The 14,600-nt window shown below is 52.3% G+C and carries 11 protein-coding genes and 1 tRNA gene; 4 read left to right on the forward strand and 8 right to left on the reverse strand.

Annotated elements, in window-relative coordinates; all coding sequences use genetic code 11:
* Positions 1-60: 60 nt before the first annotated feature.
* The 3 genes from secG to pheA all read right to left on the reverse strand — a co-directional run bounded on the left by secG (position 61) and on the right by pheA (position 2,663).
* Positions 61-486 carry a preprotein translocase subunit SecG gene (gene secG / locus Pr1d_RS10010; protein ID WP_210417944.1) on the reverse strand — a complete coding sequence of 142 codons (426 nt, stop codon included), beginning with the start codon at positions 484-486 and terminating at the stop codon, positions 61-63.
* A gap of 76 nt (positions 487-562) precedes the next feature.
* On the reverse strand, positions 563-1,333 hold the full coding sequence (gene tpiA, locus Pr1d_RS10015) for a triose-phosphate isomerase (RefSeq protein WP_148073400.1): 771 nt from the start codon (positions 1,331-1,333) through the stop codon (positions 563-565).
* 172 nt (positions 1,334-1,505) lie between these two features.
* Entirely contained in the window at positions 1,506-2,663 is a 1,158-nt protein-coding gene (gene pheA / locus Pr1d_RS10020; RefSeq protein WP_238476676.1) for a prephenate dehydratase, read from the reverse strand.
* A 319-nt stretch (positions 2,664-2,982) separates the two neighbouring features.
* Between pheA and dnaK the strand changes: the two genes are divergently transcribed.
* Complete coding sequence (dnaK, locus tag Pr1d_RS10025) at positions 2,983-4,902, forward strand: molecular chaperone DnaK (protein ID WP_148073401.1); 1,920 nt, start codon at positions 2,983-2,985, stop codon at positions 4,900-4,902.
* Positions 4,903-5,069: 167 nt separating this feature from the next.
* Positions 5,070-7,730, forward strand: a complete 2,661-nt coding sequence (clpB, locus tag Pr1d_RS10030) for an ATP-dependent chaperone ClpB (protein ID WP_148073402.1) — start codon at positions 5,070-5,072, stop codon at positions 7,728-7,730.
* Here clpB and Pr1d_RS10035 read toward each other — a convergent pair.
* Positions 7,727-7,984 carry a DUF6800 family protein gene (locus Pr1d_RS10035; protein WP_238476677.1) on the reverse strand — a complete coding sequence of 86 codons (258 nt, stop codon included), beginning with the start codon at positions 7,982-7,984 and terminating at the stop codon, positions 7,727-7,729. The two genes, clpB and Pr1d_RS10035, sit on opposite strands and share 4 nt — an antisense overlap.
* Before the next feature lie 70 nt (positions 7,985-8,054).
* Between Pr1d_RS10035 and Pr1d_RS10040 the strand changes: the two genes are divergently transcribed.
* Both Pr1d_RS10040 and Pr1d_RS10045 read left to right on the forward strand, forming a co-directional pair.
* Positions 8,055-8,139: transfer RNA gene (locus tag Pr1d_RS10040), tRNA-Ser, on the forward strand.
* A 216-nt stretch (positions 8,140-8,355) separates the two neighbouring features.
* Positions 8,356-8,649, forward strand: a complete 294-nt coding sequence (locus Pr1d_RS10045; protein ID WP_148073403.1) for a hypothetical protein — start codon at positions 8,356-8,358, stop codon at positions 8,647-8,649.
* 341 nt (positions 8,650-8,990) lie between these two features.
* Here Pr1d_RS10045 and Pr1d_RS10050 read toward each other — a convergent pair whose 3' ends face one another.
* From Pr1d_RS10050 to Pr1d_RS10070, 4 genes are all read right to left on the reverse strand, one after another.
* On the reverse strand, positions 8,991-9,560 hold the full coding sequence (locus Pr1d_RS10050; protein ID WP_148073404.1) for a hypothetical protein: 570 nt from the start codon (positions 9,558-9,560) through the stop codon (positions 8,991-8,993).
* A 320-nt stretch (positions 9,561-9,880) separates the two neighbouring features.
* Positions 9,881-10,189 (reverse strand): hypothetical protein, encoded by a 309-nt coding sequence (locus Pr1d_RS26655; RefSeq protein ID WP_168205161.1) that lies wholly within the window; start codon positions 10,187-10,189, stop codon positions 9,881-9,883.
* A gap of 197 nt (positions 10,190-10,386) precedes the next feature.
* The gene (locus tag Pr1d_RS10060) at positions 10,387-11,796 is read right to left on the reverse strand and encodes a bifunctional enoyl-CoA hydratase/phosphate acetyltransferase (protein ID WP_148073405.1); all 1,410 of its coding nucleotides are present in this window, start codon (positions 11,794-11,796) and stop codon (positions 10,387-10,389) included.
* A 782-nt stretch (positions 11,797-12,578) separates the two neighbouring features.
* Positions 12,579-14,063, reverse strand: a complete 1,485-nt coding sequence (locus tag Pr1d_RS10070; protein ID WP_148073407.1) for a vitamin K epoxide reductase family protein — start codon at positions 14,061-14,063, stop codon at positions 12,579-12,581.
* Positions 14,064-14,600 lie beyond the last annotated feature (537 nt).

Consider the following 14,600-nt stretch of genomic DNA (forward strand, 5'->3'; position numbering starts at 1 on the left):
TGTACCTCAATTATCGGATTTTGACCGGATAGAGTTCGGCTATGAAAGTTTTCGACTGGACTATTCTGCCTTCGATTCATCCGCTGAGTCGGAACTCGCTTCGCTGGTTGAGCTTTCACTGCTGGCGGCGGGGTCCTCGCTTACTGAGGTACTCTCCTCGCTGGCATCAGCACCGGGAATTAGAGGACCAGAGCTTTCCACGGGAGTGCCAATATCTAACCGGCTTCCACTACTGCTGGAAGAAGCAAACTTCGTGGCAGCAATGCAGAGCAAAATCCACACTGCGGCAGCGACAATTGTGATACGAGTGAAAATGTCGCCAGCCTTGGCGCCAAATGCACTCGAACCGCCCATGCCACCCAAGGCACCGGCCAAGCCGCCACCACGGCCACGTTGCACAAGAACCAGCAAGATCAGGAAAATGGCAACTAAGGTCAACAGGATTTGGAATACCACTTGGAATGCGGCAAAAATCGGAATGATCACTTCGAAAGCTCCGTCTTTATCGTAGAAGACTGGTAATTAGGTTGGTACTGTATTTCAGCTTTTTGAATTCAACTAACTAGGACTTGGCAACCGCGGCCCCGGCAGCTGCAATAGCGAGGAAATCGTCGGCTTTGAGGCTCGCCCCACCGATGAGTGCTCCATCTACGTTAGGCTGTGATAGAAGTTGCTCAGCATTATCAGGCTTAACGCTGCCGCCGTAGAGAATGCGGATCTTCTCGGCAGTCTCGGCATTGTAGCGGCTGGTGAGTTGATTGCGAAGATCGGCATGGACCTCTTCTGCTTGCTCGGTGGTGGCGACTTTCCCCGTGCCGATGGCCCAGACCGGCTCGTATGCAATGACGGTGGAGAGAATCTGCTCCTCGGAGACATTGGCTAGCGACCCCTCAAACTGGCGACGAATCACCTCGGAGGTCTTGCCGGCTTCACGCTCTTCGAGAAGCTCCCCGACACACACGATCGGTCGAAGCCCTGCTTTGAGAGCAGCCAGGGTTTTCTTGTTCACATCTTGGTCCGACTCACCGAGGATGTGCCTTCGTTCGCTGTGGCCCAAGATTACGTACTGCACGCCCAAGTCGCAAAGCATGTCTGTACTTGTCTCGCCAGTGAAGGCACCATTGGCTTCGGGATAGACGTTTTGCGCTCCGAGGCCAACGGCAGCATCTCCAATTGCGTCCCGCACCAACGACAAATAGACATTGGGTGGACAGACCAGGAGTTCTGTACCAGCTGCTTCATCAGCACGGCTAGCAATCGCGCTGGCCAACTGGCGTGCACCGGCGGTGTCTGTGTTCATCTTCCAATTGCCGGCAATGAGGGGGGTACGCATACTATCTACTCCAATCGAATCTAGGCCAAACAAACTTTGTCGGGGAAACTTGTCGAACTACTTCCCATCCTCTTGTAGCCGTGGCCGGAAGGCCATGGTGTAATTTGAAACGAACCATGGCCTTCCGGCCACGGCTAGGAAGAAATGGGGGCCGTTTCTATAGCCCCTCAGTTTAGCCTATTGGCTCGGTCTGCGCATAGGAGCCTAGTACAGTCAGACGCAAGGCCCTTTTCTCCAGAGCAGCAAGTGCCCGGCGGGCTCGCAATTGAGAAGCATGGCCCTGAAATTCGACAAAGAAGAGGTAGCTCCCCCGTTGACCTGGCAGTGGGAACGACTCGATCCAGGTCATATTGAGCTTCTGACGCTTGAAAATCCCCATGGCATCGGCCAGTGCACCGGGTTGGTGGTCGATTTCAAACACTATCGCAGTCTTGTCTTTACCGGTCTTCTTGCCGATCTCCATACCGATGACGGCAAATCGGGTCACATTGTCGCTGTTATCCTCGATCCCTAGAGTTAGCGCAGCCACTCCATGGTTGACTCCTGCCTGCTGACTGGCGATGGCTGCCGAGCCAGGTTCAGCGGCTGCTTTGCGAGCGGCTTCAGCGGAACTGGAGACCTCGATAAGTTGAACGTCGGGCAGATGCTTACTGAGCCAGTTGCGACATTGCGAGAGGGGTTGGCGCTTACTGTAAACGCGTTCGATCTCGTTGCGGCCACAATTGGCTAGCAAGCAATGGCGAATCCTCAGCGGGACTTCGCCACAAATTTGAACAGGGGATCGAGCCAGGCATTCTAGCGCATCGGCCACGCGGCCGTCGGTTGAGTTTTCAATCGGTACCAAACCATAATCAGCATGCCCTCGTTCTACTTCTTCGAATACTGCGGCAATTGTCGCAACGGGGACCAGTTCAGCACTCTGACCGAAACGCTCGATGGCTGCCAAATGGCTGTAAGTGAACTCCGGACCTAGGTAGGCGACCCGTGTTCTGTTGGATGCAGCCTGGGTGCCACTGATGATCTCGCGGAATACGGATCGGACTGTGTCAGCACTGAGAGGGTTCTTGTCGGAAGCTCCTAGCTCAACCACGTGTTCCAATGCAAGCCGTAAATCAGGACTGTCGGCTTGAGAATTCTGGCTGCGCTTTCTTGCCAACTCAGCACGACGGTTCATCAGAGCCAATATTTCGCGATCGAGCTTGTCAATTTGTCTCTGCGCAGGAATTCTAGCTCCATGGGAGGATCCTTCGGCCGAATCTTTGCTTTTCTTCTTTTTAGCCATCGAACCAGTATGAGTTTCGAGATTCAACACGCCAAGTGAGTTGCTCATTGCTGGGAGATCTGCCAATCTGGCATTGGCCGTGGATTTCCCAACGCAAGCTTACCGCGCCAAACTCTGCCATTCTGACAGCTTTGGCCTCAATTCTGTCAATTTGCCAGACGACATTTCGATCTCTAAGTCATTTAATAGTAAAATCTTACGTGATTGACTCTGCTTTCTGTTGATCGGCATGAACTTTGCGTAAATGGCATCAGGGTTAGTCTGCGCATTTGTGCAGCAGCCCGGATTCAAACATAAAACTGGATTGCTGGTGTGAGCCTGGCAATTCCTCAACCTGACAAATTAGGTTCATAACCAGGAGTAAGAAATGGCTAGCGAAAAAATCATTGGTATCGATCTTGGCACGACCAACTCGGTCGTGGCCGTGATGGAAGGCAAAGAAGCAAAGGTGATCCCCAATCCCGAGGGGAATCGCCTTACGCCCAGCGTGGTGGCATTCACCGACAAAGGAGAGGTACTTGTTGGTGAACCTGCGCGTCGTCAAGCAGTCACCAACCCTTCAAAGACGGTTTATTCGATCAAGCGGTTCATGGGCCGGCGTCATGACGAAGTCGCCTCAGAAGAAAAGATGGTTCCGTATGACATCGTCGGCGGTCCGCAAGACTATGTGAAGATCAAAGCAGGCGATCAAGAGTTCACTCCGCCGGAGATCTCTGCTAAGACGCTACGCAAGTTGAAGGAGTCGGCCGAGGCGTATCTGGGTCATACCGTAAACAAAGCCGTGATCACGGTACCGGCGTATTTCAATGACGCCCAACGCCAGGCGACTAAGGACGCCGGGCAGATTGCTGGTCTTGAAGTTGCTCGCATTATCAACGAGCCCACCGCGGCCTCGTTGGCTTATGGATTGGACAGCAAAGCCCACGAGAAAATCTGCGTATTTGACCTTGGTGGCGGTACTTTCGACGTCTCGATTCTTGAAGTGGCTGACGGTGTGTTCCGAGTGATCGCCACCAATGGGGATACCCATCTTGGTGGTGACGATTTCGACGAAGCCCTAATCAACTTCGTGGCTGATGAGTTTAAGAAAGAGCAGGGAATTGATCTACGTAAAGATCAGATGGCCCTCCAGCGATTGCAGGAAGCCTGCGAGAAAGCAAAGAAGGAGCTTAGCTCCGCCCATTCGACGGACATCAATCTGCCGTTTATTACGGCCGACGCTAGTGGTCCGAAGCATTTACAGATGAACATCACCCGGGCCGATTTTGAGAAACTAGTTGATGACTTGATCGAGCGCGTGCGTGGTCCCGTCTTGCAGGCTATGAAGGATGCCAAGATGCAGCCCGGCGACATCGACGAGGTGGTGCTGGTCGGTGGTTCGACCCGTATTCCCAAAGTGCAGGAAGTCGTCAAGGAAATCTTTGGCAAAGACCCTCATAAGGGGGTCAATCCCGATGAGGTGGTGGCCATTGGCGCCGCAATCCAAGGTGGTGTTCTCAGTGGTGAGGTGCAGGATATTCTCTTGCTCGACGTCACTCCACTCTCGCTCGGTATCGAGACTCTGGGTGGCGTGATGACCAAACTGGTCGAGCGCAATACCACGATTCCCGCCGAGCGTAAGCAGGTATTTAGCACGGCCGACGACAATCAAACTGCCGTCACAGTGCGCGTCTTCCAAGGCGAACGCGAGATGTGTGCCGATAACCGGCTATTGGGACAATTCAACCTCGAAGGTATTCCACCTGCTCCGCGCGGTGTGCCTCAAGTCGAAGTGAAGTTTGACCTTGATGCCAATGGCATTCTCAACGTCGCTGCCAAGGACCTTGGTACCGGTAAAGAGCAGACCGTTCGGATCGAACAATCCAGCGGCCTGAGCGAGGAAGAAATCGAAAAGATGAAGAGCGATGCCTCGGCACATGCGGAGGAAGACAAAAAGAAACGCGAACTGGTAGAAGCTCGTAATGAAGCAGAATCACGTTGCTATCAACTTGAGAAGCTGATCAAGGAGCAAGGCGACAAGCTCAAGGATGCCGACAAGCAGTCGCTCGAAGCAGCCATTTCCAAGGTCCGAGAAGCGGCCAAGGGCGAGGATGCTGCGGCAATCAAAACTGCCGTAGGCGAGTTAGAAGCCGCATCCCACGCGATGAGCGAAGCGCTCTATAAGTCGACCACCGCCGAAGGCGAGTCGGCTCCAGCGGACGGCGGAGGTGAAGCAAGCTCCGAAGGTGATTCGGCGGATTCTTCCGATGACGACGCGATTGACGCGGAATTTGAAGTAAAGAGCTAAGCAAGGTATTTCCCTTCGGGATCCTAGGTTCATGGACTTAGGACCCGGAGGGAGTTCTGCTTTGTGGGTGTCGATATTTGCGTACTCTGCTGCGCTGGCGCTCCGCATCGCGGCTAACTTCTTTCTTTTAATCCGCATTTCGAATTCTTAATTCAGCATTTAATACTATGGCATTTCGATTTGACAAACTTACGATCAAGGCTCAAGAGGCCGTGCAGAGGGCGCAGGAACTTGCGGCTGACGCGGGGAATCCCCAGCTTGAGCCAATTCACCTGCTGGCTGCGCTTCTGGAAGAGCAAGATGGAGTGGTGAGACCGTTGTTGGATCGCATCGGTGCCAATCAAGGTCAACTCAAGAAGATTGTCGACGCTGAATTGGGACATCTACCGAAAGCATCCGGGGGGTCACCGCCACAACTGAGTACCGTTGCAAGCAAGATCCTCGATGCTGCACAGTCTCAAGCGAAGACGATGCAGGACGAGTTTGTCTCGACTGAACATCTGCTCTTGGCATTAGCCCATGAAAAATCGCCAGCCCAAGATGTGTTGAAGCTCAATGGGGTCGATGAGCAGGATATCCTCAAAGCATTACAGGATGTGCGTGGTTCGGCGCGTGTGACCGATCCCAATCCCGAAGCGAAATTCCAGGCCTTAGAGAAATACGGCATTGATCTAGTGCAGCGGGCTGAGCAAGGGAAACTGGATCCCGTAATCGGCCGCGACCAGGAAATCCGCCGTGTAATCCAGGTGCTTTCACGCCGCACCAAGAACAATCCCGTGTTGATTGGTGAGCCAGGTGTCGGCAAGACGGCGATTGCGGAGGGGCTTGCTCTGAGAATTGTGCAGAGCGACGTCCCGCAGAGTTTGAAGAATAAGCGAGTCGTTGCGCTCGACATGGGTGCTTTAATCGCGGGCACGAAGTTTCGCGGCGAGTTTGAAGAGAGGCTTAAAGCCGTTCTCCGCGAAGTGCAGGATGCCGGCGGATCTGTGATACTGTTCATTGACGAACTTCACACAGTCGTGGGTGCTGGCGCTGCCGAGGGGGGCAACGATGCGGCTAACTTGCTCAAACCTGCACTTGCTCGCGGTGAACTCCGCTGCATCGGAGCGACGACGCTCGATGAGTATCGTAAATACATCGAGAAGGATGCGGCATTGGAACGCCGATTCCAACCCGTGTTCGTGGGTGAGCCAAACGTCGAGGATACAATCGCTATCCTGCGTGGTTTGAAACCCCGCTACGAAGCCCACCACAAGGGAGTGCGCATCAAAGATTCTGCGCTCGTGGCTGCGGCAGAGTTGTCGCATCGATACATCGCCGACCGCTTCTTGCCAGACAAGGCCATCGATCTGATGGATGAGGCCACGAGTCGACTGGCGATGGAGCTCGAAAGCGTTCCCACAGAAATCGATCAACTGCAGCGCAAGCTGATGCAGCTTGAACTTGCCGCCCGCCAACTGGCTGACGAAACCGAAGAGCATGCTAAGCAACGTCTGGCTGAAGTCAACGAAGACATGGCTCAAATAAAAGAGCAGTTGGCCAATTTGCGTGAGCAGTGGGAAAGCGAGAAGCTTGGTGTCGGCGACGTGCAACAAGTCCGTGAAAAGTTGCTCGACGTCACGCATCGTGCTGAACAACTTTCGGCCACCATTAACGACAAGCAATCTGCGGGCGAGCCTGTAGGGGAGGATTTGTACCAATCCCTTTACGAATATGATGTCCAGCGTAAACAACTTACTCAGCATTTAGAGGAGATTGAGCAGCGCCAATCCGCCAATTCAGGTGAGAGTTCTGTAAAGACTGAAGGTACTAGGCGACTATTACGGCAAGAAGTTGGCCCCGACGAAATCGCTGAAGTGGTAAGTGCTTGGACGGGTGTCCCCGTTTCGCGCATGATGGAAACCGAGCGAGCCAAACTACTTGTGCTGGAAGAACGTCTGCACCAACGAGTCGTTGGTCAAGACGAAGCTGTTACGGCGGTAGCCAACGCGGTACGCCGTAGTCGGAGTGGCTTGCAGGATCCAAATCGTCCTATCGGATCTTTCCTGTTCTGCGGCCCTACTGGCGTGGGTAAAACGGAGCTTTGCAAAGCACTGGCAGAGACGCTCTTTGACGATGAAAATGCGATGGTACGCATCGACATGAGCGAGTTCATGGAGAAGCACACCGTCAGTCGACTCATCGGAGCGCCTCCTGGATACGTTGGTTACGAGGAGGGTGGCAAGCTCACCGAGGCAGTTCGTCGCCGCCCCTACTCGGTGGTCCTCTTAGATGAAATCGAAAAGGCCCACAACGACGTCTTCAATATCCTTCTGCAAGTACTGGATGACGGACGCCTTACCGACAATCACGGTCATACGGTCGATTTCACGAACACAATTGTCGTAATGACTTCCAATGTGGGGAGCCAACTCATTCAGCAGATCACCTCCGAAGGAGGTTCGCAGGAAGAGTTGCGTCAAGCGCTGAATGAAACCCTCAAGTCACGCTTCCTGCCTGAATTCCTCAATCGCATCGATGAAACTATCGTGTTTCAACCGCTCAACCGAGAGCAGGTCGCACAGATCGTTGATCTGCAATTGGAGAAACTTGCCGATCTATTGAAGAAGCGGGATTTGAATCTTGTTGTGACCGAAGCAGCTCGCCTTCAAATCGCCGCCGAAGGATACGATCCGTTGTTTGGAGCACGACCCGTGAAGCGAGTGATTCAGCAATCGATTCAAAACCCCTTGGCCACGGAACTTCTCAAAGGAGAATATCCCGAGGATTCCACGATTGAGGTCGACTACCAAGGCGACGAATTCTCGTTTGAAAAGCAGGTGGCTTAGCGGCCTGCTTCGACAAGTTCCCATTCGACGATGAGTTTCTCGGCGCCGGGAGACATTTCACGGAGCTTACGGACGATTTCGAGCTTTTCAGACTGCGTCGCCTTGGCGAGTTTGCCTTTCAACTGGGCCAATTTATGACGGCGTTTGCGGCGGCGGCGTAGTTCTCTCTGGCGTTCACTGGCTCCCACGAAAATCTCCTTGCGAAAGGTCACCTTGTTAGAAAATGGGCTCGACTGGTAAGTAGAGATTGGCAACTTGCCAGCTCTAGCCTATCTTTTGTACTGGAGACCAGTCGAACCGTCAATGTGGCGGAAGTCTCCTTTCGGTCGGGTGCCAGAGTGGTCGAATGGACCGGTCTTGAAAACCGGCGTACCTCCGGGTACCGTGGGTTCGAATCCCACCCCGACCGCTTTGTGCCATCCGCTGTATCGGAATCCGCAGAGTTTCCCCCTTTTTCACTCTCGTCTTGCACATCATTTCTTCTCATTTCGGACCTCGACTAGACTGCAACTTCTCATGCGTCGCCGTAAGCTTGTAAAGGAGGGCCGCAACTCAGGAAACTATGGAATGAAGGGCGATCTAGTGAATTAGAGGCTACAATTATCTCCCTCAGATCGGAGTAGGGATGAACGAGGCCTACGGAAAAGACTTCAGGGGCCTGCAACTTACCAGCCGGGAGCAAGCGGCCGTCGATCGATTCGAGAAGGAGAAGGCTGAGCGCATTCCTTGGCAGTCTGATCGTTCGATTCCTCAAAAGTATTGGCGACAGATGTCCGGCTGGCATACCAAGGTTATTAACGAGCCCGATGGTCAATACTTGAATGAAGGTACCGTGGGGTACTGGTTCGTCCACCCAGAGAGCACCCTCAACCCACTTCATCGCTGTCATACCCAACAGGCCAAAAGCAGCAAATCTTAGTCGCGGCTCTTCTCGTCGCAGAATGTTGGCTGGCACTCCTTTCGAGCAAAAACCGACTAGCAAACTTGAAGTGGCGCTGAAACAGATGGTTGTGATTCTCCCCAAACGCAACAGGCATCGGATGCTTACAACTCCCATGGCGGAGGTTGAAATGTCAGCCCGTGCGGCAACTAACAAACCACAATGAACAATTGCGGATAGGACGCGAAGAATGCCGGTATTGTTACACGCCACTCCTATGATGCAACCATTCGGTCGATCAGATGTTGGTGCTCAGCATATTGGCCGCCCTGCACAAATAAATTGGCACAAAGGTGATCGCCAGAATTAAACTGTATATATCATGCAGCGTTGCCGTTATCTAAGCCATTGGCCATCGACTCGGCACATTTGGGGCAGATCGTTTCACGCATTATTGGGAATCTTTCGGCATCAAATAATTTCAGTCTGGCAGAGACATCTTCCGCAGCCAACCATCCTACTGGCTCGAGCAAGGCTCGCTTGCAACAACTGCACAATGTCAGAATTCTATTGGAGCGCGGTCGTGACATGTCGAGGATTCCAAGATAGGGCTGCGACTCCGTCTTCGTAAGCAGGCTCTCGTAGAGTATTTGGCCGCCTTCCTCGGGGTGGATGATCATCCGCATGTGGCGTATCAGCGTGGGAGTATCACAACGGAACGGCAGCACGACTGGTTTGTTGTTTGATCGAACACGAGAATGCACTTGCTGATAGAGAGCGCAAACAGACTCGCCCCCGACGAAATTCCACAGGGACCGCCCGATGACATATTCCTGAGTCAATTCCGTGGCACCATTTTCTTTAGCAAAGCCTAACCAGTGCGAGTCCACCCAAATCAGAAGGTCGTCCCGATCAACTCGGTATCGATATCTCGGTATCTCGGCGGCCATGATGGATGAATGTGTTTCGCAAAAGGAAAACTACTAGGGCCTTCTTTTAATTATGGCCGCGGTTTACTCCATCAACAAGAATCCCTCTGAAATAATTAGCCACCCTAATTGGTGCTATTCATCGGTTTTTTTGTCATTGAAGCCACCTTTTAAGCGAGGTAGGAGGCGTCTTCCTCCGATGTGATGTCGAGAATGCGCATGGCATTCAGTCTGTCGCCGCTGCCTAGATGCACTACCAGAGTAATGCCTAGTGCGATATGCGGATGCTCTTTCGCAAGTTCGTGGGTAACCTATTCGTAGGAAAGGCCGTAGAAATCATATCAGCAGATACCTTGATCGCGTAAATACTTGGGAAGTGCGTAGTGTCGAAACACGGGTGCGTGATGCTTGTGAAATGCAGTGTCAAAACAGCCAATTTGTAAGATGTCCGGATGTGATTCCGCTCTCGCGCAAACTGCTGCGAGACAAGTTGGCTGTTGCAGTGGCGCCAGAGGAATCAACGCCTCACATTGCTGGAAGTCCTCGTACGTCAAAATGACCGGAACTGAAAAAAGTTCTCCTCCATGGACAATGCGTTGACCGAAAGCTTGAAGACACGAGTTACCTGCGCATCGTTGAATTAAGGCCAAGAGTTCCCGTAATACATCTGCGTCATTAAGCGTGGTAGGGAATTCCTCAATGACGTTGCCATTCCACGAAAACTCTGCTTGGGTACCAATTCTCGCAATTCGTCGGGAGGTTAAAAATGGTAAGTCGGCTACTGGTTCAAAGGCGCTGGCTCTTCAACTCGAGGAACCTGCATTCAATACTAAGATCACGTTCATGGTCACTTAATATCACCTCGCTGTCGTGCCTCGGCCATCAGAACTGACAGCGCACATGACATCAGGCGGGTTCGTTGAGAATCGGCCCGACTCGTTAGCATAATGGGTACGCGAGCGCCCAAAACGATACCCGCAGCGGCGGCGTTCCCCAGAAAGGTCAGTTGCTTTGCCACCATATTGCCCGAATGTATGTCAGGCGCCACCAGAATATCGGAGTCACCCGCAACGCACGATTTCAAGCCCTTGTCTTGAACAGCTTGTTGGCTGATCGCCAGATCCAGTGCCAAAGGGCCGTCCAACAGGGCATGGTCAATCTGAAGGCGATCTGCCATTTTACAAAGGCAGGCCGCATCCACGGTGGCTTGCATCTTCGAATTTACTTTCTCTGTGGCGGCAAGAATGGCCACCTTGGGCTCGGTTGCCCCACGCATCATCACGCGCCACAGATCAATAGCGTTACGACAGATGTCCGCCTTCTCGGCCATCGAGGGGGCAACATTAATCGCCGCGTCGGTGATCATCAGCATTTTATGGTAACTGGCGACGTCGATCACGTAGGCATGACTGATCCGCCGCTCAGATCGTAGACCGGCAGCCGACGGAACCACGGCAGACATAAGTTCGTCTGTCGGCAAACTACCTTTCATGAGTGCTGCCACATCTCCAGCGACGGCCATTTCCACGGCCTTTATTGCAGCACCATGACTGTGCTCAGTAGGAACGACGTCATAGAAACCAATATCAATACCAGCGTCAACTGCAGCCTTGCGGATTCGTCTTTCAGGCCCCACCAAAACAGGATCTATCAGTTTCTCCTCGACTGCCTCCACAACAGCTTTGATCGCAGTTTCGGATACGGGGTGAACGACCGCTGTTCTTACTGGCGGCAGTTTTTTACAACTGTCAATCAGGTCGCGAAAGTGGTCGTGAAAGTGGAATTGCACATCGGGTAGCTCAGGTCTCGTACGCCGAATCTTTTGAGTCGGTGCAATCACCGTTGAAGTACCTATCGCTACAGTTTCTCCCAGCATATTTACACAATGACAGTCGAACACGACTATATGGTTCTTCTGCTTTTTCTCTTTTACTGAGACATCAACATGGATCGTCTCGCCTGGACGGACAGGCTTCTTGAATGCCAAATCCTGATTGAGATAGATCGTCCCCGGTCCAGGCAAGGCTGTGCCAAGCAAGGCAGAAATCAAGGCACCTGTCCACATTCCATGTCCGACGACACCGCGAAAGATACTGTCCTCAGCATACGAGTCGTCCAAATGAGCAGGGTTTACATCACCCGACAAAACAGCAAACAACTGGATGTCCTGTTGAGAAAGCGTGCGAGTCAGACTTGCTGTCTGCCCGACCTTGAGTTCATCGAATGTAACGTTTACTAACTCGTGTTGGTCGCTCATGCCACGTCTCCATGATGAATGACCCTAGTTATTAATTCTTAACACAAAGTCTCTACGAATTCGTGTAATTGCATACTTAATCGCATATTCTGTGCCGATGCGCTTTGGCCGAACTTCCTGTAAGCAATCGACTCCTTGCATAAATCTGAACCTTCCATGATGCGTTCTAACTCTCGCTAAGGCGTGCGATTCCGCACACTTTCATCCCGCTTGGCAAACTAACCATATTCAATGAAAAGATTGCCAACGAGGATTTCCGCCCGAGCCAAAACTGCTGAGCCTCACCCTCGTCAAAGAGGAAGCCATTCTTTGAGTCGATTAGTGGTGACATGTGCATATGACACAACACCTCATTTCCCGTCTTTGCCCACTTGCTAGCTTTTCCTTTAATCTTAAGAGTACCGATGTTCAGCTTGCCGGCCCCACGATCACAGAGATATAAACCTACTCCCGTCAATCAACATCCGCCGCAGTCTTCGCAATCAGGAGGGACGAAGATGACTGATTCCCACTCTCGGCCAGTTCAAAAAGACAACAGGAGAATGGGTAAGCCAACGCCCAAGTACCTTCCGGGTCAGCGCTCTCTGTTCTGCGAAGAACCAGCGCCTGAGGTAGTTTCTGCGGAAGCCACAACTGAACTATTTTACACTGGCAGAGACTTGCCCGGTGGAAAGGAAACGGAGCAAGCAATCCTCTGGGATGTCATCTGACCACAGCTCGCCATGACGGATCCCTCGGTGGGGATGACGAGACTTACTCTGATTACCGCACGACAATCTAAGCTACTTCGCTTCGTGGCGGATCACATCTACCATTCCTTCGACAGAAGAATACTCACCAATGATGCTAGTACGCGGAAACATCAGTTTTGGGATCGCTCCTGCTCCCACTTTTTGGTAAATCTCAACATGTTTTGCTATGTATCGATCAGGAATTCCGGATGCTATTTCGGCATCAAGTTTTTTATCATCAACGAGTGTCGCTGCCTTCATCTTTGCATCTGCATAGCTCGGCACCACTGTACCTTGGAACATCCAATTGTGAAGCGATGCGAAACGGGTTGGATCCACTCGCCATACTGCCACAGCTAGCTTCGCCAATTCGCACGATTCCTCGAAATTCGGGTTTGTCACTCGTACGCTGGGGTTGCAGGTTGAATTGAGCGGGACAGGCAAACAAATGACAGCCAATTGATCATCTAAATTCTCTCGGGCGCGAGAGACGGTCATGTAAGTTTTGCGACAAGGTGGGCAGCAATAATCGAACATTGCAACAAAAACATACTTCGCATCATTGGAACCGACCAGCGGCCACTGTGCTACATCTAGCTTGATAGCGCCACCTTGAATTGCAACGATCCGACGGTTTGCAGATTCGGGTACGCTTGCATCATCTACAATCATTTCTGTGGCTAGAAAGGTTGGGAAAGCGACCCTCGCTTGACTTGGAAAGTAAACCGAGACCAAGTCCGGCCACAACGCAGTCGCACTAAGATTGTCCGTCGTCGGAGGTTGGAATAGCTCGTCATTTGACTTCTCATCCAATGCCTCCTCGGCCGGGCTTCCTTCTGTTGGTGGAGCGAACTCGATCTGCTCTGACTCTGAACCTGCTGGATTGTCAAACTTCTCGATTCGATGCATGTCTTGCGGGCGGGCAAACACCTGACCGACAACTAAAACCGCAAGCCCTACAAAACTTAAGGCCGCTGCGGCTAACATCGCCTTTGCTCTCAACGGACTGGCCAGCAGCATGGTCACCGTTGCGACCAGACTACATGTATGAGCAATCATGCAATAGAGACAAATGTGTTTGAGGACAATCAACTGTAGTGCTACAAACCACATTGCACTGAGCCCAGCCGCAAACACGGCGGTGGTAACGACGACCCAGCTGACCTTTCGCACCGATCGACTAAACCAGCTAACGGATCCAGTGACCAGAGCCGTCGCCATCGCCAGATAGATCCCCAGCGCCAGGAAGCTTACGGGGACGCCAAGCCACAGAGCCCAAGGGCTGCTGGCGACATTCTCGCAATCGACCCACCCGCCACCACTACCGCAGCCTGCTATCGGTGACGAAGTTAAGTTGGTCCAGAGTAAATAGACGCTCGCACTGATAGCCACAATGATACAAAGCGCCAAGACAAGTGTCACTGGCCATCCCGGCAAGGCCTTGATGTCTTGAATGAACCAGCGAATTGCTCCAAGTCGAAGCGTTGCGTTGTTAGTGGAGTGTTGCGTTGAGCTTACTGAATGTGTTGAAATCATGATTGTTCAGCGGTGGAACATGATTGTTCGGCGGTGGAATAAGTAGAACTATTGAAGCGATAAAGCACGCTGCTAAAAACGCAAATGCCGTACCAATGAGGCGAATGGAAGGGCGTTATCGAAGCGCTGGCTGCTATCTGCCCATTTTGTGAAGTCGTAAAGTTTCGTGAATTTGCCTTATGGCACGCCTGAGAAGGCCAACGCACTATCTATGTAGAAGGTTGATACAGCGCAATTGGATGTTGCTTTCACATCCACTAGTTGTCTCATAGCCTGTGCACTCTCCAGAACGTGACGCGGTGACTCCTGTCTGGCTTCGGTTAGGTAGGGTGCATACTTCTATCACTTCTCCGTGCATTTCCGCACATCCATGACCGCTGTAAGCCGTGCGTCTACGGGATTTCGGCTCCTCAAGTTTCTAATCCAGAATATGAGAAATCTTTGCCAGCGGTCACGCCGACCTCATTTAGTTCGCGAGCCGTCCTATTTGCTGAAGTTGGGCCTACCGACGCGGCTTAGCCTCTCCTCAAATTGACG

The sequence above is a fragment of the Bythopirellula goksoeyrii genome, assembly GCF_008065115.1.
GTDB lineage: Bacteria > Planctomycetota > Planctomycetia > Pirellulales > Lacipirellulaceae > Bythopirellula > Bythopirellula goksoeyrii.

Coding starts and splice junctions, on each gene's coding strand:
- tpiA (WP_148073400.1), bottom strand. CDS start 1,333: ATGCGTACCCCCCTCATTGCCGGCAATTGGAAGATGAACACAGACACC.
- pheA (WP_238476676.1), bottom strand. CDS start 2,663: ATGAGCAACTCACTTGGCGTGTTGAATCTCGAAACTCATACTGGTTCG.
- dnaK (WP_148073401.1), top strand. CDS start 2,983: ATGGCTAGCGAAAAAATCATTGGTATCGATCTTGGCACGACCAACTCG.
- clpB (WP_148073402.1), top strand. CDS start 5,070: ATGGCATTTCGATTTGACAAACTTACGATCAAGGCTCAAGAGGCCGTG.
- Pr1d_RS10045 (WP_148073403.1), top strand. CDS start 8,356: ATGAACGAGGCCTACGGAAAAGACTTCAGGGGCCTGCAACTTACCAGC.
- Pr1d_RS10050 (WP_148073404.1), bottom strand. CDS start 9,560: ATGGCCGCCGAGATACCGAGATATCGATACCGAGTTGATCGGGACGAC.
- Pr1d_RS10060 (WP_148073405.1), bottom strand. CDS start 11,796: ATGAGCGACCAACACGAGTTAGTAAACGTTACATTCGATGAACTCAAG.
- Pr1d_RS10070 (WP_148073407.1), bottom strand. CDS start 14,063: ATGATTTCAACACATTCAGTAAGCTCAACGCAACACTCCACTAACAAC.